This is a genomic window from Kitasatospora cathayae (assembly GCF_027627435.1).
Taxonomy (GTDB): domain Bacteria; phylum Actinomycetota; class Actinomycetes; order Streptomycetales; family Streptomycetaceae; genus Kitasatospora; species Kitasatospora cathayae.
In genome coordinates, this window is sequence record NZ_CP115450.1 from 5,285,824 (window position 1) to 5,306,610 (window position 20,787).

Annotated in this window: 22 protein-coding genes and 3 pseudogenes; 15 read left to right on the forward strand and 10 right to left on the reverse strand. The window is 69.7% G+C overall.

Translation table 11 applies throughout. The annotated features are described in order from the left end of the window. Positions 1-59 precede the first annotated feature (59 nt). The 3 genes from O1G21_RS23640 to O1G21_RS23650 form a co-directional block, all read right to left on the reverse strand. Entirely contained in the window at positions 60-602 is a 543-nt protein-coding gene (locus tag O1G21_RS23640; RefSeq protein WP_270146596.1) for a DUF3291 domain-containing protein, read from the reverse strand. A gap of 176 nt (positions 603-778) precedes the next feature. Then, a complete protein-coding gene (locus tag O1G21_RS23645) occupies positions 779-979 on the reverse strand; it encodes a DUF397 domain-containing protein (RefSeq protein WP_270146597.1) in 201 nt (66 codons plus the stop codon). Further along, positions 972-1,835 carry a helix-turn-helix domain-containing protein gene (locus O1G21_RS23650; protein ID WP_270146598.1) on the reverse strand — a complete coding sequence of 288 codons (864 nt, stop codon included), beginning with the start codon at positions 1,833-1,835 and terminating at the stop codon, positions 972-974. The genes O1G21_RS23645 and O1G21_RS23650 overlap by 8 nt, the downstream gene beginning before the upstream one ends. Positions 1,836-2,113: 278 nt before the next feature. Between O1G21_RS23650 and O1G21_RS23655 the strand changes: the two genes are divergently transcribed. Genes O1G21_RS23655 through O1G21_RS23665 form a run of 3 tightly spaced genes read left to right on the forward strand, consistent with a single transcriptional unit; the run spans position 2,114 to position 2,837 of the window. Beyond that, positions 2,114-2,479, forward strand: coding sequence for an ATP-binding protein (locus O1G21_RS23655; RefSeq protein ID WP_270146599.1), 366 nt, complete (start codon positions 2,114-2,116; stop codon positions 2,477-2,479). Beyond that, positions 2,476-2,727 carry a hypothetical protein gene (locus tag O1G21_RS23660; RefSeq protein WP_270145555.1) on the forward strand — a complete coding sequence of 84 codons (252 nt, stop codon included), beginning with the start codon at positions 2,476-2,478 and terminating at the stop codon, positions 2,725-2,727. Before O1G21_RS23655 ends, O1G21_RS23660 begins: the two co-directional genes overlap by 4 nt. After that, positions 2,715-2,837, forward strand: a complete 123-nt coding sequence (locus O1G21_RS23665) for a hypothetical protein (protein WP_270146600.1) — start codon at positions 2,715-2,717, stop codon at positions 2,835-2,837. The genes O1G21_RS23660 and O1G21_RS23665 overlap by 13 nt, the downstream gene beginning before the upstream one ends. A gap of 44 nt (positions 2,838-2,881) precedes the next feature. Here O1G21_RS23665 and O1G21_RS23670 read toward each other — a convergent pair whose 3' ends face one another. Further along, on the reverse strand, positions 2,882-3,328 hold the full coding sequence (locus tag O1G21_RS23670) for a DUF1772 domain-containing protein (protein WP_270146601.1): 447 nt from the start codon (positions 3,326-3,328) through the stop codon (positions 2,882-2,884). 90 nt (positions 3,329-3,418) lie between these two features. Here O1G21_RS23670 and O1G21_RS23675 point away from each other — a divergent pair, with 90 nt between their 5' ends. From O1G21_RS23675 to O1G21_RS23690, 4 genes are all read left to right on the forward strand, one after another. Next, positions 3,419-3,997, forward strand: a complete 579-nt coding sequence (locus tag O1G21_RS23675; RefSeq protein ID WP_270146602.1) for a TetR/AcrR family transcriptional regulator — start codon at positions 3,419-3,421, stop codon at positions 3,995-3,997. 31 nt (positions 3,998-4,028) lie between these two features. Then, positions 4,029-4,361 carry a hypothetical protein gene (locus O1G21_RS23680; RefSeq protein WP_270146603.1) on the forward strand — a complete coding sequence of 111 codons (333 nt, stop codon included), beginning with the start codon at positions 4,029-4,031 and terminating at the stop codon, positions 4,359-4,361. Continuing rightward, complete coding sequence (locus O1G21_RS23685) at positions 4,358-4,792, forward strand: NUDIX hydrolase (RefSeq protein ID WP_270146604.1); 435 nt, start codon at positions 4,358-4,360, stop codon at positions 4,790-4,792. The genes O1G21_RS23680 and O1G21_RS23685 overlap by 4 nt, the downstream gene beginning before the upstream one ends. 149 nt (positions 4,793-4,941) lie before the next feature. Then, complete coding sequence (locus O1G21_RS23690) at positions 4,942-5,517, forward strand: hypothetical protein (RefSeq protein WP_270146605.1); 576 nt, start codon at positions 4,942-4,944, stop codon at positions 5,515-5,517. A 63-nt stretch (positions 5,518-5,580) separates the two neighbouring features. Here the strand turns inward: O1G21_RS23690 and O1G21_RS23695 are convergent, their stop codons facing one another. Continuing rightward, entirely contained in the window at positions 5,581-7,602 is a 2,022-nt protein-coding gene (locus tag O1G21_RS23695; RefSeq protein WP_270146606.1) for a prolyl oligopeptidase family serine peptidase, read from the reverse strand. An 84-nt stretch (positions 7,603-7,686) separates the two neighbouring features. Then, a complete protein-coding gene (locus tag O1G21_RS23700) occupies positions 7,687-9,195 on the reverse strand; it encodes a peptide MFS transporter (protein WP_270146607.1) in 1,509 nt (502 codons plus the stop codon). 330 nt (positions 9,196-9,525) lie between these two features. Here O1G21_RS23700 and O1G21_RS23705 point away from each other — a divergent pair, with 330 nt between their 5' ends. Together O1G21_RS23705 and O1G21_RS23710 are read left to right on the forward strand one after the other, a co-directional pair. Continuing rightward, positions 9,526-10,200 (forward strand): response regulator transcription factor, encoded by a 675-nt coding sequence (locus tag O1G21_RS23705; RefSeq protein WP_030290974.1) that lies wholly within the window; start codon positions 9,526-9,528, stop codon positions 10,198-10,200. A gap of 63 nt (positions 10,201-10,263) precedes the next feature. Next, the gene (locus tag O1G21_RS23710) at positions 10,264-11,511 is read left to right on the forward strand and encodes an ATP-binding protein (RefSeq protein ID WP_270146608.1); all 1,248 of its coding nucleotides are present in this window, start codon (positions 10,264-10,266) and stop codon (positions 11,509-11,511) included. 6 nt (positions 11,512-11,517) lie between these two features. On the opposite strand, the pseudogene O1G21_RS23715 reads toward O1G21_RS23710, so the two are convergent. Next, positions 11,518-11,820, reverse strand: a pseudogene (locus tag O1G21_RS23715) (ester cyclase); the annotation flags it as partial. A 117-nt stretch (positions 11,821-11,937) separates the two neighbouring features. After that, positions 11,938-12,453: a GtrA family protein gene (locus O1G21_RS23720; protein ID WP_270146609.1), complete on the reverse strand. Its 516-nt coding sequence runs from the start codon at positions 12,451-12,453 to the stop codon at positions 11,938-11,940. Between the two features lie 290 nt (positions 12,454-12,743). Here O1G21_RS23720 and O1G21_RS23725 point away from each other — a divergent pair, with 290 nt between their 5' ends. Genes O1G21_RS23725 through O1G21_RS23735 form a run of 3 tightly spaced genes read left to right on the forward strand, consistent with a single transcriptional unit; the run spans position 12,744 to position 15,643 of the window. Further along, positions 12,744-13,883 (forward strand): 5-(carboxyamino)imidazole ribonucleotide synthase, encoded by a 1,140-nt coding sequence (locus O1G21_RS23725; protein ID WP_270151208.1) that lies wholly within the window; start codon positions 12,744-12,746, stop codon positions 13,881-13,883. Beyond that, positions 13,880-14,404: a 5-(carboxyamino)imidazole ribonucleotide mutase gene (gene purE, locus O1G21_RS23730; protein WP_270146610.1), complete on the forward strand. Its 525-nt coding sequence runs from the start codon at positions 13,880-13,882 to the stop codon at positions 14,402-14,404. Before O1G21_RS23725 ends, purE begins: the two co-directional genes overlap by 4 nt. A gap of 33 nt (positions 14,405-14,437) precedes the next feature. After that, positions 14,438-15,643, forward strand: coding sequence for a dipeptidase (locus O1G21_RS23735; RefSeq protein ID WP_270146611.1), 1,206 nt, complete (start codon positions 14,438-14,440; stop codon positions 15,641-15,643). Between the two features lie 3 nt (positions 15,644-15,646). Here the strand turns inward: O1G21_RS23735 and O1G21_RS23740 are convergent. Next, positions 15,647-15,839 (reverse strand): annotated as a pseudogene (locus tag O1G21_RS23740) (CoA-binding protein); the annotation flags it as partial. A 149-nt stretch (positions 15,840-15,988) separates the two neighbouring features. On the opposite strand from O1G21_RS23740, the gene O1G21_RS23745 reads away from it, so the two are divergent. Further along, positions 15,989-16,414: a CoA-binding protein gene (locus O1G21_RS23745; protein WP_270146612.1), complete on the forward strand. Its 426-nt coding sequence runs from the start codon at positions 15,989-15,991 to the stop codon at positions 16,412-16,414. 246 nt (positions 16,415-16,660) lie between these two features. Here O1G21_RS23745 and O1G21_RS23750 read toward each other — a convergent pair whose 3' ends face one another. Beyond that, positions 16,661-17,998, reverse strand: coding sequence for a UDP-glucose dehydrogenase family protein (locus tag O1G21_RS23750; RefSeq protein ID WP_270146613.1), 1,338 nt, complete (start codon positions 17,996-17,998; stop codon positions 16,661-16,663). A 207-nt stretch (positions 17,999-18,205) separates the two neighbouring features. Here O1G21_RS23750 and O1G21_RS23755 point away from each other — a divergent pair. Further along, positions 18,206-19,371: pseudogene (locus O1G21_RS23755) on the forward strand (acyl-CoA dehydrogenase family protein). Positions 19,372-19,455: 84 nt separating this feature from the next. Then, positions 19,456-20,682 carry an IS30 family transposase gene (locus tag O1G21_RS23760; protein ID WP_270146614.1) on the forward strand — a complete coding sequence of 409 codons (1,227 nt, stop codon included), beginning with the start codon at positions 19,456-19,458 and terminating at the stop codon, positions 20,680-20,682. The last annotated feature ends 105 nt before the right edge of the window (positions 20,683-20,787 follow it).

Consider the following 20,787-nt stretch of genomic DNA (forward strand, 5'->3'; position numbering starts at 1 on the left):
GCCCCCGGGGTGGCGGGCGCGGGGGCTTCTCGCTGGGTGGGCTGGTGAGTTCCGCCCGGTCAGGGCTTCCGTGGAGGGCTGATCCTGGTCGGAGTTCCGTCCGGGGTGAACGGGCGGTGGAAGGTGAAGGCGTGCGGGGTGGGGGCGTGGTCGTGGAGGTGTTCCAGCCTGGAAACCGCTTCCTGCCAGCTGGGTATCACGCCGTCGGAGACCCACCAGGTCACGTAGTTCGGGTACTCGGCTTTTTCGATCCAGTCGTGACGCCTGGTCAGTGCCTTGCGGTGCAGACCGGTGTAGATGGCGTCGAAGGTGGAGCGCAGGTCGGTCCAGAGCGAGAGGGTCGCGGCCAGGGCGGTGGTTTCCCGCGTACGGCCCTTGGCGTACCAGGTCGGTACGGCGAACTCGCCCCATGCGCCCCAGTTCGCGTCGAAGAGCACGCCCCGTTCGGGGTCTGTTGCTTCGGCATGCGCGAGGTACCCGGGGTGCTGAGTGATCTCCTGGTAGACGGTCGCACCGACGTCGTAGAACTCGTTGGTGAGGGGTGCGGGATCGGCGAGAGGCGACTTCAGGGTGCCGAAGGTGTACAGCGCAAGCTGGGGCAAACGTCTCTCCCTGGTTGAGGCAACTCTCGTGCGACCGTGGGTGATCGCCGGAGACCAGGTGAAGGTAGCTGCTTCTGCGGGTGCTGTCGAAGTTGCGTTTTCGCAGCCCAAGTGGCTTCTTGCAGATGGCCTGTGGCGGCCTCTTGCGGGGAGCAAGAGGCCGCCGGAACGATTCGCTAGGCGTTGGTGATCAGGTGGTCGAACTCGCCTGCCTTGGCTGCCTGGAGGAACGCCGCGAAGTTCGGGCGGGTGGTGTGGACGATGACGTCACCCTCATCGGACTCACGAAGTTCGATCACACCTCCACGTGTGCGCACCTCAACGCAGTTGCTGGAGGCTTCGCTGAAGCTGGATTTCTGCCACTCGATGCTATTCATACCTGTCCTTCAATTCCTTCATTATCGAGCGGATATAATCTCGCGACTCACTCTCCGGGAGCGCGACGGCTTCGATGCGCTCAAAGATTGCGCGATAACCTGTCAACTGGGCGGGTGAGTCGAAGATGTGGGAGCCGTGAGACGAGTCGGCCTGGACCGTATCCAGCTCCGGCACTGGCCCCTCCGCATAAAGCAGGTTCTCGCTGGGGCCAGGGAAGTCGGCCGTGTCGAACGGTACGACCCGCAGCGAGACTCCCGGAAGCTCGGAGTCTTCGACAAGCGAATCGAGCTGTTCCCCGAGCACCATGGCGCCGCCGTACTGAATACGTAGCGCCGCCTCGTGGACCAGTGCCACGTATGGCGTCTCGCCGGAGCGAATAGTCTGCTGTCTCCGCAGGCGGAACGTAACCCTGCGATCGATCTCGCGATCGGGGAGAGGGGTGAAACCTCTCGCAAATACGGCGGCGGCATAGCTGGCCGTTTGGAGCAGTCCTGGGATGAAACCAATGTTGAAGCTCTTCAGCTTCTTCGCGTGTCCTTCGATTTCCGCCACATCAATTGGAGCGGCTGCGAGTGCGTTTCGGTACTCATCCCACCAGGCCTGGTCTCGCTCTCTGGCCATGTCGGCGAGCGCGTCGACCAGGGGCGCGTTGGCGCACATGCAAGCCTCCGCGATCTCGTGCAGGCGCCCCACGCTGACGGCGGACTTCCCGTTCTCCATCTGCGTCACCATGGCTGGAGTCACGCCAAGTAGGCGAGCGAGGTGGCTTCCCCCGAGGCCGACCTGCTCTCGCATCCTCCGCAGTTCGGCGCCGAGCCGACGCTGACGGAGGGTCGGGTTCTGGCGATTGGCCATGACGTCCTCTCTGCTCGCACAGGCGCCAGTCTGCCGTGCCCGATGCAGGGGTGGCCATCTAGGGAGGACTACCCCATCGGGGGAATCTTCGCGCATCGAGCTTAACCTTAAGCTCCGATGCGCTATCGTCGTTCACAGCTCGATCCGACGGATCGTCAACAATGCCTGCGTCCAGGGCAGTAGGCGCCTGCTGCCCGTACGCGTAGCCGAAGAGCAACCATCACCCGGCCTGGCTCACGGCACCCCCTATCCCACACCACAGCCTCACGGAGGTTCCCGTGTGCATCCGTAACACCCCCTCGCTCACCCTCTCCCGGCAGGCCCTGCGGGACGCCATGACCCGCAACGGCGGCTGGGACATCGAGACCATCTTCAACGCCGAACTCGCCCTCATCGAGCTCATCGTCAACGCCTGGCACCACGCCGGCACCCCCGCGCCCGTCGTCTGGTTCTCCATCCTCGACCGCACCCTCCGGGTCACCGTCTCCGACGAGAGCGACGCCCTCCCCCAGCCCCGCACCCCCTCCGGCCTCGCCGAGACCGGCCGGGGCCTCCAGCTCGTCGAGGGCCTCACCGACCGCTGGGGCGTCGACCCGCAGCAGCGCGGCAAGACCACCTGGTACGAGCTGGACTCCGACTCGTGACCCACGACCCCATCGCGCCCGACGACCCCCGGATGCGCGACTACACCGAGCCCCAACTCACCACCCTCCTCGGCGAGTTGCACCGGCGCGGCCTGCCCCACGGCCTCCTCTGGGGCTCCGCCGCGCCCGGCGAGACGACCCTCGACGGCCGCATCCTGATCGACTTCGGCAACGCGCCCGTCAGCACCCTGCTCAACCTCCTCCACCTCCTCCGCGACCTGGAGAGGGACGAGCCGTGGCACCGATGAAGTTCTTCTTCGGCGCCGTCCTGGTCGCCCTGCTCGCCCTCGCGATCACCACCGTCGCCCTCGGCGTCATCGCGACCCTCAAGATGCGACGCCCCGACGACGGCGACTGAAACACGCGAAGACCCTCGCCTGGGAAGGCGAGGGCCTCGCGGGCTCAGACGAGGGCGGCGACCAGCAGGGCGAAGGCGGCGATGATGACCGCGACGCGGGCGTAGTGGTAGCGGTTCCAGCGCTGCAGCTGCTCCTTCCAGTCGGCGGGCCGGTTCTCGGGGGTCCACGTCTTGTTCCGGTTGTTGATCGGGACGAGCAGCAGGACCGACATGACCACGCTGACGATCAGCAGCACGCCGGCGGTGACGACCAGGCCAGTGCCGTGGTGGTGCCATCCGGCGACGGCCCAGATCGCGCTCAACACGAGCGAGCCGATGTACCAGAACGGCATCAGGGCGCCGAGCATCCGGCCCCCGTGAGCGTTGGCGAGTTGGGTGCTGTCGTCGGGGAGTGCGTTGAAGATCGGGTTCATGATGAAGGCGACGGAGAACTCCACCCCCACCATCACGCCGACGACCACGGTGGTGAAGACCTCGAGTGCGTTGAGCATGATGACCCTCCGGGCATCTAGCGCTGCTAGCTGACGAGTCAACGCTAGGCCTTATGCCGCTCGTTTGTCTAGCGGTGCTAGGATCGAACCATGTCGGTACAAGAACGCAAGCAGCGCGAACGGGCCGAGCGCGAGCGCCTCATCCTGGCGACCGCCCGCGAACTCGCCGAGCAGCAGGGCTGGGACGCGGTCACCACCCGCCGGCTCGCCGAGCGCATCGAATACAGCCAGCCCGTCCTCTACAGCCACTTCCGCGGCAAGCGGGAGATCATCGGCGCCGTCGCCCTCGAAGGCGCCACCGAGATGGCCGCGGCGCTGCGGGCCGCGACCTCCGCCGCGGACGGCCCCCGCGCCCGGGTCGCCGCCCTCGCCCGCACCTACCTCGACTTCGCCGCCCGCAACCCGGCGGTCTACGACGCCCTCTTCCAGCTCGACGGCGGCCTGGCCTTCGCCCAGGAGGACACCCCGGAACCCCTGAAGGACGCCTTCGCCGCCCTGCTGGAAAGCCTCGCCGAGGTCGCCGGCGACGACGTCCACCCGGGAGTCTTCACCGAGACCTTCTGGGCAGCCCTGCACGGCCTCGCCACCCTGGCCCGAGCGGGCCGGCTCCCACCGGAGTACATGGAACAGAGGCTGGAACTGCTGGTCGACCGACTCGCCATGCTCTGACACGCCGCCCCGACGGACCCGCAACTACGGGTTGACGCTCACCTGCGAGCCGGATGGGCTCGGCGGCCTGCCGATCGAGAAGTTCCACCAGGTGCTGATCGCGGAGGGCGCCACCGAGTTCGACCGGCCCGGCTCCACCTGTCCGATGAACCAGCTGCCGCTGTACAAGCACCCGACGATGCTGTTCCCTGGCCACCCGCACTCCCACCGGCGGTGCAAGGCTGGGGACTTCTTCGTCGCGGAGCACGCCCACGCCCACGCGATCAAGCTCCCGCTCTGGCACCGTGAGCAGGATCTGGAACTGGCCGCGCAGTACAGCCGCGCGGCCAGGAAGATCAGCGACCATCACAAGGAGGTGCTGTGACCGTCACCTCCCCCGAGTTCGTGGCCCGCCTGGCGGCCGAGGCCGAAGCCGCCGGCATCACCGGCTTCGTCGCCGCCGCCGTCATCAACCACGACGGGCGGGTCCTGCTCGTGCGCCGCAAGCCCGATGACTACCTGGGCGGTCTGTGGGAGATCCCTTCCGGGAAGGTCGAGGCCGGTGAGACCATCCTGGACGCCGTGCACCGCGAGACCGCCGAGGAGACCGGGCTGACCATCGACCAGATCACGGATTGCCTCGGGCACTTCGACTACGAGAACAGCCGCGGCGGCACCACTCGTCAGTTCAACTTCGCCGTCACCGTGGAGAAGACGGAACCGATCGTCCTGACCGAGCACGATGCCCACCAGTGGGCCGAGCCCGGCGATCTGCCCGAAGTCAGCGACGCGGTCCGCAACCTGATCACGTCCTGAGTCAGAGCAGTCAGGCCTTGCTGAGCGGCCCGCTCCTCGAAGCCATCGAGGAGCGGGTCGTGCGCACATCGGGGTGGGGAAAGCTTGATGATCTTCGAACATATAGTCGCTCGCCAGATCGTCATCTGTCATCGGGGGAAGGAAAATCCGTGACCACCAAACTGCTTGCGGCAGCCGCGGCGGGCCTGCTGTCGCTCGGTCTGCTGACCGCCTGCGGGCCGTCCGACTCGTCGCCCGACCCGGCGGTCTCGTCCGCCGCTCCCGCCGCTCCCGCCTCGTCAGCCGCTACTGCGGCGGCGCCCGTGGCGAGCAACGCCCCGGCGGCGGACCCGAGTTGCAACCCGGCCTCGCAGGGCGCCCACCGTCTGAAGCCGGTCCCGAACCACAAGGTCATCTACCCGGACAAGCACAGGGACCACTCCACGCTGCAGGCCCAGGACGCCAAGTTCGTCTGCGACGCGACCGGTGGCCACTACGAGGGGACCGGCCCGGTCAAGAGCTACACCCTCTCCAAGGACATCCAGGTCTACCTCAGCGCCGGCCCCGGCAGCGAGGACGTCGACGGGGGCAAGGGCTACGACGGGACCGCCAACTCGTTCGACCTCCTGATGCTGCGGGTCTACGACTGCATGGGGGGCGCCAAGTTCTGCGCCAAGTACAACGCCTGGGAGATCGGCCAGGACGCCGACGGCAAGATCAACTACCTGAAGCAGATCAACCCCTGAGCCCGGTTGCCCAGCTGCGGTGAGTGATGACGGTCTCCGAGACTCGGTCTCGGAGACCATCGCCTATTCCAGGCCCAACGACCGCCGCAGGAACCCCAGTTCGTGCCACAGCAGGTTCTCCACCACCGCCTCGTCCGTCGGCCGGTGCCCCGCGCCCCGCAGTGGCAGGACCTCGTGCGGGCGGCCGGCGGCGAGTAGGGCATGGGAGAGCCGCAGGGTGTGGGCGGGGAAGACGTTGTCATCGGCCAGGCCCTGGACCAGCAGCAGTGGGCGGCGCAGCTTCGGCGCCTCGACGACCAGGTCGCAGGAGTCGTAGTGCTCGGGGTACTCGTCGGGGTGGCCGAGGAAGCGTTCCTGCCAGTGGGTGTCGTACAACCGGTGGTCGGTGGGCGCGGCCCCGGCCGAGGCGGCGTGGAAGACGTCCGGGCGCCGCAGCACCGCGAGGGCGGCGAGGAAGCCGCCGTACGACCAGCCCCGGATGGCGACCCGATCGAGGTCGAACAGTCCGGGCCGCAGCCGGGCCGCCTCCCGCAGGCCCTCGATCTGGTCCTCCAGCGCGGGCCCGGCCTTGTCGCCCCAGATCGTCTTGTCCCACAGCGGCCCGCGCCCCGGGGTGCCCCGGCCGTCCACCACCAGCACTGCGAAGCCCTGGTCGGCGAACCACTGCGACACCTGCTCGTGCCAGGCGCCGTCAGTGGTGACCTTCTGCATGGCCGGCCCGGCGTACGGGTCGAGCAGGACGGGCAGCGGGCCGTCCCCAGCGCGGCGTCCGGTGGGTAGGAACAGACTGGCGCGCAGTTCGCGCGGGCCGAGCCGGAGCAGTTCGGGGCGGGCGGCGACCACGGGCAGCTCGGCGTACGAGGTGAGCGTGAGCGTCGGGCGACCGTCCCGCAGCACGGTGGAACGAGCACCCTCGACCCGACTGGTGAGCACCAGCGTGCCGCCGCGCCGCACTCCGGTGTGCAGGCCCGGTCCGTCGCTCAACTTCTGCGGGCCGAGGTCGGGCCGGTAGGCCCACAAGTGCGTCTCGGTGGGTTCCTCGGAGGCGGTGAACAGCACCTGCTCGCCCTCCACCCCGAGGACGCCCCGCAGTTGCAGCCCGGCCGGGGTGACGGGCTTGCCACCGACGGTGAGCTGCCGGGTGTCGCCCTCGTCGGCGGTGTCGACCAGCGCGCCGCTCTCCGTGCGGACCGGAAGTCCGGGAAGCAGTTCGACCCAGTGCGGGTCCGTGCGCTCCGCGAGCACCCGTACCCCGCCGTCCGGTTCGATCGCCAGGGTGCGCACGGTGCGCTGGTCGCGGCTCTGCACGGCGGCGTACGGGCCGTGGCCGTCCCAGCCGGCGGCGGTGAGGTACTCGAAGCCCGCCCGGTCCCAGCGGACCTCGGTGCGAGGGCGACTGCCGTCGAGGCCGAGCAGCCAGAGCGAGACGTCGGCGTTGGCGGTGCCGGCCAGCGGGTAGCGGATGGCGCGCGGCGGCCGCCGGGGATCGGTGGGGTCGGCCAGGAAGATCCGGGTGACCGCGCGCTCGTCGACCCGGGCGACCAGCAGGGCGCGGCCGTCGGGGGACCACCAGTACCCGCGGTCGCGGTACATCTCCGAGGCGGCGACGTACTCGGCGAGGCCGTACGTGACGTCAGAGGCCTCGGGCTCGGCCAGCGCCCGGTCGCCCGTACCGTCGACGCCCACCACCCGCAGGGCGCCGCCGCTGACGTAGGCGATCGTGCGGCCGGTCGGGTCGAGCCGCACCTCCTCGGCCTCGCCGCCGCAAGCCACACGGCGAACCGAAGCCGTGGAGGCGTCGGCCAGCCACAGCCCACCGCCCAGCGCGAAGACGGCGAGGGAGCCGGTGGCGTCGGTGCTGTACGCGGTGATGCCTTCGTCGGAGCCGAGCACGCCCGGGTCGGCGATCAACCGCTCCTCGCCGCTGTCGGCGTCCAGCGCCCAGAGGCAGGTGAGCGGGTCGGTGCCGCCCCGGCTGCGCAGGAACAGCACGGTGGCGCCGTCGGCTGAGGGTTCCGGCTGGACGGGGAGGCCCAGGGTGAACCGCCGGGTACGGGCGAGCTGCTGTGGAAACGAGGTCGTCATGCCGGGCACGGTAGGCGCAAAACGACCGGGGCCGCCGTGGATCTCAGGAATCCACGGCGGCCCCGGAGCTTCACCGGGCGGACGTCAGTGCACGTCGCCCATGAGCTTGACGACCTTCTTGCGGTACAGCGCCAGCGCGATGCCCGCGACGATCGCCATGACGCCCTGCACCGCGAAGTACGCGGTGCTGCCGACCACCTTGTCGCCCAGCACCAGCTGGAAGATGGCGGCGACGCAGTCACCGGCGGTGACGGCGAGGAACCAGACACCCATCATCTGGCTGGCGTACTTGGTCGGCGCCAGCTTGGTGGTGACGGACAGGCCGACCGGGGAGAGGGTGAGCTCACCGACGGTCTGGACCAGGTAGACCATGGCCAGCCACAGCGGGGTGACCTTGGTGTCGCCGGAGGCGGAGGCCATCGCCAGCATCATGACGATGAAGGACGCGCCGATCATCAGCAGACCGAAGGCGAACTTCATGGTGGTGCTGGGGTTCTTCGACCGGCGGGCCAGGGCGACCCAGATCCAGGCGAAGACCGGGGCCAGCGCCATGATGTACAGCGGGTTGAGCGACTGGAACCAGCTGGACGGGAAGTTGAACCCGAACAGCGTGGACGCGGTGTGCTCGTCGGCGAAGATGTTCAGCGTCGAGCCGGACTGGTCGTAGATCATCCAGAACACGGCGGCGGCGACGAAGAACCAGATGTAGCCGCTCATCTTGGACTGCTCGGTGGCGTCGAGGTCCTTGTCGCGCTTCACCTTGGTGAAGACGAGGACCGGGATCGCCAGGCCCGCGATGGACAGCGGCCAGATCGCCCAGTTGATGGTGAAGTGGCCGGTGGCGCCGACGACCGCGTAGAAGACGACCGCGACGGCCAGCCAGATGCCGGCCTTGGTGAAGATCTTCCGCTTCTCGTCCGCGCTGATCGGCGAGGTGACGACGTTGCTCTTCGGGCTCAGGTGGCGGGTGCCCAGCAGGAACTGGCCCAGGCCGAGCGCCATGCCGACGCCGGCCAGGGCGAAGCCCAGGTGCCAGCTGACGTTCTGGCCGACGGTGCCGATCACCAGCGGGGCCGCGAAGGCGCCGAGGTTGATGCCCATGTAGAAGACGGTGAAGCCACCGTCGCGACGCGGGTCGTTCGGGCCGTCGTACAGATGGCCGACCATCGTCGAGATGTTGGCCTTGAGCAGGCCCGAGCCGACCGCGATGAACGCGAGGCCGACGAAGAACGAGGCGCTGAACGGGACCGCCAGCAGGAAGTGGCCGATCATGATGATCGTGCCACCGACCGCGACGGTCTTACGGGCGCCGAGGAAGCGGTCCGCGATCCAGCCGCCCGGGAGGGCCAGCAGGTAGACCATGGCCGTGTACACGCTGTACACGGCGGCGGCGACGGCCGCCTTCATGCCGAGGCCGCCGTCTGCGATGGAGGCGGTCATGTAGAGCACCAGCAGGGCACGCATGCCGTAGTAGCTGAAGCGCTCCCACATCTCGCTCATGAAGAGAGTGGCGAGTCCCCGGGGGTGGCCGAGGAAGGTCTTGCCGCTGGGGGTGGCCGACGTGACGCCGGTTTCCAGGGTCGTAGACGCCATGAGTAGTGGTTCCTTGCCTGACAGCGTCCGCCTAGGGGGGTGGCGGCGGACGTGGACTTGGACCACTCTACGTGGCGACATTTGGCGATATCAGATGACAAAGGCGGTGAATCAGCCGGGTTAATAACAAAGTTGGCACCACAGCTGCCCGATTGATCCATGGTAGACGGGCGTTTGATCCTTCAGTTTCAAGATCCAAGGGTTGTTTTTTCGCCGAACGACCGGTCGGCAACGTTCTGTTGATCCCTGAATGGGCTCCATATAACGATCACGCTCTGTGAACTACTTCACAGGGCGTACGGCCTTACCCGAGCGGACTACCATCACCACATGACCTGTGTGCTGCTCGCCGAGGACGACCCGGCGATCTCCGAACCGCTCGCCCGGGCCCTGCGACGCGAGGGCTATGAGGTGCTCGTCCGCGAGGACGGTCCGACCGCACTCGCCGCCGGCCTCACCGAGGAGGTCGACCTCGTCGTCCTCGACCTCGGCCTGCCCGAGATGGACGGCCTCGAGGTCTGCCGCCGCCTGCGCGCCGACGGCAAGAGCTGCCCCGTCCTGGTGCTCACCGCCCGCGCCGACGAGGTGGACACCGTGGTCGGCCTGGACGCCGGCGCCGACGACTACGTCACCAAGCCCTTCCGCCTGGCCGAACTGCTCGCCCGCGTCCGGGCCCTGCTCCGGCGTGGCAACGTCGACCAGCTCACCACCGGCGCGCACGGGGTGAAGATCGACATCGAGTCCCACCGTGCCTGGCTCGGCGAGGAGGAGCTGACCCTCTCCGCCAAGGAGTTCGAGCTGCTGCGCGTCCTGGTCCGCGACGCCGGTCGGGTGGTCACCCGCGAGGAGATCATGCGGCAGGTCTGGGACACCACCTGGTGGACCTCGACCAAGACCCTGGACATGCACATCTCCTGGCTCCGCAAGAAGCTCGGCGACGACGCGGCGAACCCGCGCTACATCGCCACCGTGCGCGGGGTGGGGTTCCGGTTCGAGAAGAATTAACCCCGTACGAAGATCGTGGCCGGGCGGCGGCCGATGAAGCGGAACACCTCGGGGAGCAGCAGCGTGAAACGCCGGATGATCAACTCGCTGCTGGTCGTGGTCCTGGTGGTCGTCGTGGTGTTCTGCGTGCCGCTCGCCCTGGTCGAGAAGCGCACCATCGTCAGCTCCGCCCAGGACCGGGTGGACGCGACCGCCGTCCGGGTGCTCGCCCTGGTGGAGAGCCGGCTCGCCGCGGGCGAGGGCGTCAAGGAAGGCCGGGTCTTCGAGAGCCAGGTCACCGAGGGCAGCTACGTCGAGGTGCAGATCCCCGGCCAGCCGGTGCTCTCGGCCGGTGACCGCCCGGCCGGGAACCACCTGCTGAGGGCCGCCGAGCACGGCACCAGCGGCGAGATCGTCACCGTCGAGCAGTCCCGCGAGGACGTCGACCACGAGATCGCCAACAACCTGCTGCTGCTCGGCGTGGTCGCCCTGCTGGCCGTCCAGGCCGCCGTGGCACTCGCCGTCTGGCAGGCCAAGCGGCTCGCCCGGCCGCTCACCGACCTCGCCGAGACCGCCGAACGGCTCGGCTCCGGCGACCCGCGCCCGCGCGACCGCCGCTACGGGGTGCCCGAACTGGACCGGATCGCCGAGGTGCTGGACACCAGCGCCGAACGGATCGCCCGGATGCTCACCGCCGAACGCCGGCTCGCCGCCGACGCCTCGCACCAGCTGCGCACCCCGCTCACCGCGCTGTCGATGCGGTTGGAGGAGATCACCGCCCTCGCCGAGGAGCCGGAGACCGTCAAGGAGGAGGCGACCATCGCCCTCCAGCAGGTCGAGCGGCTCACCGACGTCGTCCAGCGGCTGCTCACCACCCAGCGCGACCCGCGCAGCCCCACCGCCGTCGCCTTCGACCTGGACGACGTGATCAAGCAGCAGGTGGAGGAGTGGGGCCCGACGCTGCGCGAGCAGGGCCGGGTGCTGTCCCTGGAGGGCCTGCACGGGGTCACCGCGGTCGGCACCCCGGGGACGGTGGCCCAGGTGCTGGCCACCCTGATCGAGAACTCGCTGATGCACGGCGCCGGGACGATCACCCTGCGGGTGCGGCCCTCCGGCACCTCGGTGGTGGTCGAGGTGCAGGACCAGGGCGCCGGGGTGCCGGCGGACCTCGGCAACCGGGTGTTCGAGCGCGCGGTCAGCGGCCGCAACTCCACCGGCATCGGGCTGGCCGTCGCCCGCGATCTCGCGGAGGCGGACGGCGGCCGGTTGGAGTTGCTCTCGCTGAAGCCCGCGGTGTTCGCACTCTTCCTGGGGCGCAGCCACCAGGACTGATCAGGAGCCCTGGCCGAGCCGCAGGTCGCGGACCACGTCGAGGTCGGTGAAGGTCGGCGGCGCGTCGCAGAGCGCCACCATCTCGCGGAAGATCCGGTCCGTCTCGGGGAGCCCGGAGTTGCGCATCGCCGCCTCGTAGGACGGGAACTCCACGATCTCCACGACGTGGGTGCTGTCTGCGCGGTCGGTGCCGACGACCGCGTGCGCGGCGGTCCGCCTGCCCTCGGACGCCTCGACCCAGCTGTCCATGAGCTGGTTGAGCTCGTCCAGCTTGTCGGTCCTGCAGTCGATGATCTGGACGAAGGTCATGGCGAGCCTCCCGGGACCCCCTCGGCCATGATCGTTCGCCGGCCGTGCTCGCCCTGGGCCACCACTGTCCTCCCGCCGGAGCGGGCGGGGCAAGCGGGGCGAGCGGGGAGCCCGGCCCTACTCCGCCTTGGCGTAGCGGATCTGCTCGGCGGCCAGCATCAGCTCGGCCTGGGCGGCCAGCTCCTGGCCGCTGGTGGACTCCACGGCGGGCGGCGCGGTCTCCGGCAGGGCCTTGAAGACCCAGGTGCGGTAGGAGACGAAGCGGAACACGGTGGCGATGGCGAGGCCGACGACCTTGGCGCCCATCTTCTCGAAGTTCGAGTCCAGGCCCAGTACGTACTGGGAGAAGCCCAGCACGCCGGTCTCGATCAGCATGCCGAAGCCGCTGAACACCAGGAAGAGGGTGATCTCCCGCTTGCGCGAGGCGGCGTCGCGGTCCCGGTACAGCCAGTAGCGGTAGCCGAGGTAGTTGGTGGCGATCGCGATCACGGTCGCGGCGATGTTGGACCGCAGCGAGGCGATGCCCAGGCCGATGTTGCAGACCCAGAACACGGCGAAGTTGACCACCACGCCGCTCAGTCCGACGATGCCGAACTTCACGACCTCGCCCCTGATCCCACGCACCTTCTGCATGAGTGAGGGGTTCGAAGCAGCGGTCGTCGCCATACCGGGTGGCCTCCATGTACCTGCGGGGAAAAGGATGTCCCACTGGGCCGGGGACACCCCTTGAGCCCTGCGTGCACGCACATGATCCGACCGCGCGGACGAGGACCTAGCCGCCCAGGCTACCCGCTTCCACCGAACGGCTCAGCTGTCCGGGACCGGGGTTGACATCTACGCGCGTCCACTACTCGCGGCCCCACCGCGGCTCCAACGCCCCCCACCGGCCCGGATATCCTGGCGTGGTGACTTCCCCGGGCAATGTGAATTTTCCAGTGGTGGGCATGATCGGTGGCGGGCAGCTGGCCCGCATGGCACACCAGGCGGGAATCCCGCTCGGGGTCAGGTTCAAGCTCCTCGCCGACACCCCCCAGGACTCCGCCGCACAGGTGGTCTCCGACGTCGTCCTCGGTGACTACCGCGACCTCGACACCCTGCGCCGCTTCGCGGCCGGCTGCGACGTCATCACCTTCGACCACGAGCACGTCCCCACCGAGCACCTGCGGGCCCTGGAGGCCGACGGCATCGCCGTCCGCCCCGGCCCGGACGCGCTGGTCAACGCCCAGGACAAGGGCGTGATGCGGGCCAAGCTCGACTCCATCGACGTGCCCTGCCCCCGGCACCGGATCGTCGCCGACCCGGCCGACGTCACCGCCTTCGCCGACGAGGGCACCGGCTATCCGGTCGTGCTCAAGACCGTCCGCGGCGGCTACGACGGCAAGGGCGTCTGGGTCGTCGACGACGAGAACGAGGCCCAGGCGCCGTTCCTGGCCGGCGTCCCGGTGCTGGCCGAGGAGAAGGTCGACTTCGTCCGCGAGCTGGCCGCCAACGTGGTCCGCTCGCCCAGCGGCCAGGCCGTCGCCTACCCGGTCGTCGAGAGCACCCAGGAGAACGGCGTCTGCGCCGAGGTCACCGCCCCCGCGCCGGACCTCGACCCCGCCCTCTCCGACGAGGCCCAGCAGCTCGCCCTGCGGATCGCCGGCGAGCTCGGCATCGTCGGCCACCTGGCCGTCGAACTGTTCCAGACCAGGGACGGCCGGATCCTGGTCAACGAGCTCGCCATGCGCCCGCACAACTCCGGGCACTGGACCCAGGACGGCGCCGTCACCTCGCAGTTCGAGAACCACCTGCGGGCCGTCCTCGACCTCCCGCTCGGCGACCCCCGGCCGCGCGCCAAGTGGACCGTCATGGTCAACGTCCTCGGCGGCGACTACCCGGACATGTACCACGCCTTCCTGCACTGCATGGCCCGCGACCCCGGGCTGCGGATCCACATGTACGGGAAGGACGTGAAGCCCGGCCGCAAGGTCGGCCACGTCAACGTCTTCGGGGACGACCTCGACGACGTCCGCGAGCGCGCCCGCCATGCGGCCGCCTACCTGCGAGGAACGATCACCGAATGACGAACCCTGTCGTTGGCATCGTGATGGGCTCGGACTCCGACTGGCCGGTCATGGAGGCCGCCGCCCAGGCCCTGGACGAGTTCGAGATCCCGTACGAGGTGGACGTCGTCTCCGCCCACCGGATGCCCCGCGAGATGGTCGCGTACGGCGAGAACGCCCACCGGCGCGGCCTGAAGGCCATCATCGCGGGCGCCGGCGGCGCGGCCCACCTGCCGGGCATGCTGGCCTCCGTCACCCCGCTGCCGGTCATCGGCGTCCCGGTGCCGCTGCGCTACCTGGACGGCATGGACAGCCTGCTGTCGATCGTCCAGATGCCGGCCGGCGTGCCGGTCGCGACCGTCTCGGTGGCCGGCGCGCGCAACGCGGGCCTGCTCGCGGTCCGGATGCTCGCCGCCTTCGACCCCGAACTCACCGAGAAGATGACCGACTTCCAGGCCGAGCTCAACAGCCAGGCCACCGAGAAGGGCAAGAAGCTCCGGGCCAAGGTGGCCGGCTCCTCCTCCTTCGGCTTCGGCAAGTAAGACCCGCCGACGGGGTGGGGTAGAACAGCCCGTATGACTTCTCAGACGGACTCCGCCACCCCGCTGGACCGTGCCCGAGCCCTGCTGCGCACCGCCCCCGTGGTGGACGGCCACAACGACCTCCCCTGGGCGATGCGCGAGCAGGCCGGGTACGACCTCGGCGCGCTCGACCTCGCCGCCGACCAGAGCGAGCGCCTGCACACCGACCTCGCCCGCCTCGCGGAGGGCGGGGTCGGCGCGCAGTTCTGGTCCGTCTACGTGCCCGCCTCGCTGGCCGGCGACCACGCGGTGAGCGCCACCCTGGAGCAGGTCGACTTCGTCCACGCCCTGGTCGAGCGCTACCCGGACCGGCTGCGCCTCGCCCGTACCGCCGCGGACATGGAGGCCGCCCGCGCCGAGGGCCGGATCGCCTCGCTGATGGGCGCCGAGGGCGGCCACTCGATCGACTGCTCGCTGGCCACCCTGCGCGCCCTGTACGAACTCGGCGTGCGGTACCTGACCCTCACCCACAACGACAACGTGCCGTGGGCCGACTCCGCGACCGACAAGCCGGTGGCCGGCGGACTGACCCGGTTCGGCGAGGAGGTCGTCCGGGAGATGAACCGGCTCGGCATGCTGGTCGACCTCTCGCACGTCTCCGCCGACACCATGCGGGACGCCCTGCGGGTCACCGAGGCACCGGTGGTCTTCTCGCACTCCTCCTCCCGCACGGTCTGCGACCACCCGCGCAACATCCCGGACGACGTGCTCGCCCAGCTGCCCGCCAACGGCGGGGTCGCGATGGCGACCTTCGTCCCGAAGTTCATCCTGCCCGCCGCCATCGAGTGGACCCTGGCCGCCGACGCGAACATGCGCGCCCACGGCTTCCACCCGCTGGACACCACCCCGCCGGCCATGGAGCGCCAGCGCGCCTTCGAGGCCGCCAACCCGCGCCCGATCGCCACCCCGGCCACCGTCGCCGACCACCTCGACCACATGCGCGAGGTCGCGGGCATCGACCACATCGGCATCGGCGGCGACTTCGACGGCACCGCCTTCCTGCCGGACGGCCTCGACTCGGTGGCCGGCTACCCCAACCTGGTCGCCGAACTCCTCGGCCGGCACTGGTCGGAGGCCGACCTGGCCAAGCTCACCTGGCACAACGCCGTCCGCGTCCTGCGCGACGCCGAGTCGGTCGCCGCCTCCCTGCGGGCCACCCGTAGGCCCTCCATCGCGACCATCGCCCAGCTCGACGGCTGACGCTCAGCCCAGCCGCGGGATCTCGACGGCCGGGCACCCGTCCATCACCATCGAGACCCCGCGGGCCGGGTCCGCCGGTACGCGGCCCCGTCGATGACACCCAGCTGGAACCAGACCGCCTTCGCCCCGACCGCCACCGCCCGGTCCGCCACCCCCCGGCCAGCGCGCTGTTCACGAACACGTCCGCCACGTCCACCACGTCACCCGGACGGTTACGCCAGGTGCCATCCGATTTCCTATCGACCTGGCGCGCTGACCAGCCCAGATCTCGGTAGGGAATGGCCGGGGGAGCGGTGGCGCTGGGGTTTGGTGAGTTCTCGGCACCCGGCTGCGAGGAGGCAGGGCATGTACGGCGACCCGGAGACGGTTCGGAAGATCCTTACCGAGTCTGGAGACACCTGGGCCGTCGTGGGCCTCTCGTCCAACCGGCGACGAGCGGCCTACGGCGTCGCCGAGGTCCTCCAGCGCTTCGGCAAGCGGATCGTGCCGGTGCACCCGAAGGCGGAGACGGTGCACGGCGAGAAGGGGTACGCGTCCCTCGCGGACATCCCTTTCGAGGTCGACGTCGTGGACGTCTTCGTCCGCTCCGACCTCGCCGGTGAGGTCGCGGACGAAGCGGCCGCCATCGGCGCCAAGGCCGTCTGGTTCCAGCTCGGCGTGATCGACGAGGCGGCGTACGACCGGGCGCGGGCTGCGGGTCTCGCGATGGTGATGGACAAGTGCCCCGCCATCGAGATTCCCCGTCTCGGCCTGGCCGGTCGTTTCAGCTGAGCAGAACACGTACGGGCACCGGGCCCCCTTCCGAACTTGGAAAGGGGCCCGGCCTGTCATGAACCAGGCGGTGAACCCGGAACCGAGCGCCTCGATCCACAGCTGAGGGTCGCCGACTCGCTTGTGGTGCACTGCGTGTTTGCGGGTCACGTCGACCCACAAACAAGGGTGCGCACACGAATCAGTCAACCGCCGCTAGTAGTCGGCTGATCGGCTGAGGGCACTGCCCGACCGGGGGCAGGTGCCTCAGCTCGGGCGGCCGAGGGCGCGGTAGGTCCAGCCGGCGGCGCGCCAGGCTTCGGCGTCGAGGACGTTGCGGCCGTCCAGCAGGCGGCGTTCGGCGACGACGGCGCCGAGCTCGGCCGGGTCGAGCGCGCGGAACTCGGCCCACTCGGTGAGGTGGAGCACGACGTGGGCGCCCTCGGCGGCCTCCAGGGCGGAGTCGGCGTACGCCAGGGAGGGGAACATCTTGCGGGCGTTGTCCACGGCCTTCGGGTCGTAGACGGTGACCTGGGCGCCCTGGAGCTGGATCTGGGCGGCCACGTTGAGGGCGGGGGAGTCCCGGATGTCGTCCGAGTCGGGCTTGAAGGCGGCGCCGAGGACGGCGACCCGACGGCCCAGGAAACCGCCGCCGCACTGCTCGCGGGCCAGCTCGACCATCCGCGAGCGGCGCCGCATGTTGATCGAGTCGACCTCGCGCAGGAAGGTCAGCGCCTGGTCGGCGCCGAGCTCGCCGGCCCGGGCCATGAACGCCCGGATGTCCTTGGGCAGGCAGCCGCCGCCGAAGCCGAGGCCGGAGTTGAGGAACCTGCGGCCGATCCGCTCGTCGTGCCCGAGGGCGGTGGAGAGCAGGGTGACGTCCGCGCCGGCCGCCTCGCAGACCTCGGCCATCGCGTTGATGAAGGAGATCTTGGTGGCCAGGAAGGAGTTGGCGGCGGCCTTCACCAGTTCGGCGGTCGCGTAGTCGGTGACCAGGAGCGGCACCCCGGCGGCGATCGGCTCGGCGTACACCTCGCGCAGCAGCCGCTCGGCCCGCTCGCTCTGGGTGCCGACCACGATCCGGTCCGGGCGCAGGGTGTCCTGGACGGCGAAGCCCTCGCGCAGGAACTCCGGGTTCCAGGCGAGTTCGGCGGCCTCGCCGACCGGCGCCAGCGCGGCCAGCCGCTCGGCCAGCCGGGCCGCCGAGCCGACCGGCACGGTGGACTTGCCGACCACCAGGGCCGGGCGGGTCAGGTGCGGGGCGAGCTCGTCGATCGCGGTGTCCACGTACGACATGTCGGCGGCGAACTCGCCCTTGCGCTGCGGGGTGTTGACGCAGACGAAGTGCACGTCGCCGAACTCGGCGGCCTCCTTGGCGGAGGTGGTGAAGCGCAGCCGCCCGGTCGAGCCCTCGTGCCCGGCCACGTGCTTGAGCAGCAGCTCGGACAGGCCCGGCTCGTACATCGGCACGCGGCCGGCGGTGAGCATGGCGATCTTGTCCGGGTCGATGTCCAGACCCAACACCTCGAAGCCGAACTCGGCCATCGCGGCGGCATGCGTGGCGCCGAGGTAGCCGGTGCCGATCACGGAGATGCGGAGGGTCACGGGTTCCCCTTAGTGCGGGTTCGACCAGTAGAGGGTGCCCCTGATGCTATCCGCCCCGCCCGGCCCGGCACCGATCGCCCGGATGCCGACGACGCTAGGCAGTCGCAGGTCGGCGCCCTAGGATCTCTACTGAACGGTAGTTAACCGCGATTCGACTCGGATCAGACGTCGTTCGGACGTCGGTCACTGGACGACGAGGCAGGCATCATGGCGGGCAGCGCAGGGGCGGCTGACTTCGATCTCTTCCGCATCTCCGAGGAGCACGAGATGCTCCGTGAGGCGGTGCGTTCGCTGGCCGAGGCGAAGATCGCTCCGTTCGCGGCGGAGGTGGACGAGCAGGGGCGGTTCCCGCAGGAGGCGCTGGACGCGCTGCGGGGCAACGACCTGCACGCGGTGCACGTGCCGGAGGAGTACGGCGGTGCGGGGGCGGACGCGCTGGCGACGGTGATCGTGATCGAGGAGGTCGCGCGGGTGTGCGGCTCGTCGTCGCTGATCCCGGCGGTGAACAAGCTGGGGTCGCTGCCGGTGCAGCTGTCGGGTTCGGAGGAGCTGAAGGCGAAGTACCTGGGGCGCTGGCGCGGGGCGAGGGGATGTTCTCGTACTGCCTGTCGGAGCCGGAGGCGGGTTCGGACGCGGCGGGGATGAAGACCCGGGCGGTGCGCGACGGTGACTTCTGGGTGCTGAACGGTGTGAAGCGGTGGATCACCAACGCGGGGGTCTCCGAGTTCTACACGGTGATGGCCGTCACCGATCCCTCGATGCGGTCGAAGGGCATCTCGGCGTTCGTGGTGGAGAAGGGCGACGAGGGCGTGTCGTTCGGTGCGCCGGAGAAGAAGCTGGGGATCAAGGGTTCGCCGACGCGTGAGGTGTACTTCGACAACGTGCGGATCCCGGCGGACCGGATGATCGGTGCGGAGGGCACCGGTTTCCAGACGGCGATGAGGACGCTGGACCACACCCGGGTGACGATCGCGGCGCAGGCGGTGGGCATCGCGCAGGGTGCGCTGGACTACGCGAAGGGCTACGTCCGGGAGCGCAAGCAGTTCGGGAAGGCGATCGCGGAGTTCCAGGGGATCCAGTTCATGCTGGCGGACATGGCGATGAAGCTGGAGGCCGCGCGGCAGATGACGTACGTGGCGGCGGCGAAGTCGCAGCGCGGGGACGCGGATCTGACGTTCTTCGGTGCGGCGGCGAAGTGCTTCGCGTCGGACGTGGCGATGGAGGTGACCACGGACGCGGTGCAGTTGCTGGGTGGTTACGGCTACACGCGGGACTACCCGGTGGAGCGGATGATGCGGGACGCGAAGATCACCCAGATCTACGAGGGCACCAACCAGGTCCAGCGGATCGTGATGGCCCGCAACCTGCCGTAACGGGCCCGCCCCGAACTCCCCGGAGCCCCCGGCCGATTCCTTGGGTTCTAACGGTCGTCGCAACACCCGAGCTCAAGGTGTGCGATGGAGTTCGAGATCCGTAGGGACCGGAAGCCGCAGGGGCCCAGGAAGCTCCGTGTCGAGCGGGAGGAATACTTCCGGCTCGTGCAGCAGGGCTACAGCAACACAGAGGCGTCCCGGCTCGTGGGAGTTCACGAGCGGACCGGCCGTGAGTGGCGCCACGGCCGGCCCGAGGGCCGCGTGAAGAGGCCGAGGCCGCCCGCGCAATCCGCGCGGGCGGCCGCTCCCTCGCCACCCGGGCCGTCCCGGTACCTGCGCGAGGACGAACGCATCCACATCGCCGACCGGCTGCGGGAGAAAGCCACCGTCCGCGCGATCGCCGCCGAACTGGGCCGCAGCCCCTCCACGGTCAGCCGCGAGATCCGGCGCAACCGCCACCCGGGCAGCGGCACTTACCGGCCCCACGCCGCGCAGGCCCGCGCCGACGCCCGCCGGCCACGCCCCAAGCCCGCCAAGATCGCCCGCAACCGGGAACTGCGGGACTTCATCCAGCAGCACCTGGACGTGAAGTGGAGCCCGGAACAGATCTGCCAGGCTCTACGGGACACCTTCCCCGAGCGGCCGGAGATGCACGTGGCCCACGAAACCGTCTACCAGGCCCTCTACATCCAGGGCCGCGGCGAACTGCGCCGCGAGCTGGCCGGCGCCCTGCGCACCGGACGCGCCCGCCGCGTCCCCCACCGCCAGGCCAACTGCCGCAGGCCGCGCTTCATCGACCCGATGGTCATGATCAGCGAACGCCCGGCCGAGGTCGAGGACCGAGCCGTTCCCGGCCACTGGGAAGGCGATCTGATCCTCGGCAAGGACAACGCCTCCGCCATCGGCACCCTCGTCGAGCGCCACACCCGCTACGTGATGCTCCTGCACCTGCCGAACGGCCGCACCGCCGAACACGTGCGCGACGCCCTCGTCGCCACCGTCCAGACCTTGCCCGCTCACCTGGTGCGATCGCTGACTTGGGACCAGGGCTCCGAGATGGCCTCGCACGGCTCGTTCACCCTCGTCACCGGCGTCCCCGTCTACTTCTGCGACCCGGCCAGTCCCTGGCAGCGCGGCTCGAACGAGAACACGAACGGCCTGCTCCGGCAGTACTTCCCGAAGGGCACCGACCTGTCCGCCCACACCCCAGAGGACCTGGTCCACGTTGCCGCCGAACTCAACGGCCGCCCACGCAAAACGCTCGGCTGGGAAACCCCAGCCGAGCGCCTGCATAAACTCATCGCGGCCTAGACAACCGACCACGTGTTGCAACGACCCCTAGAAACCGCCTTCCGATCGGCCGGGGGCTCCGGCATTTGCGGACGCGTCCGATCACCGGCTGCGTGGGATGTCGTA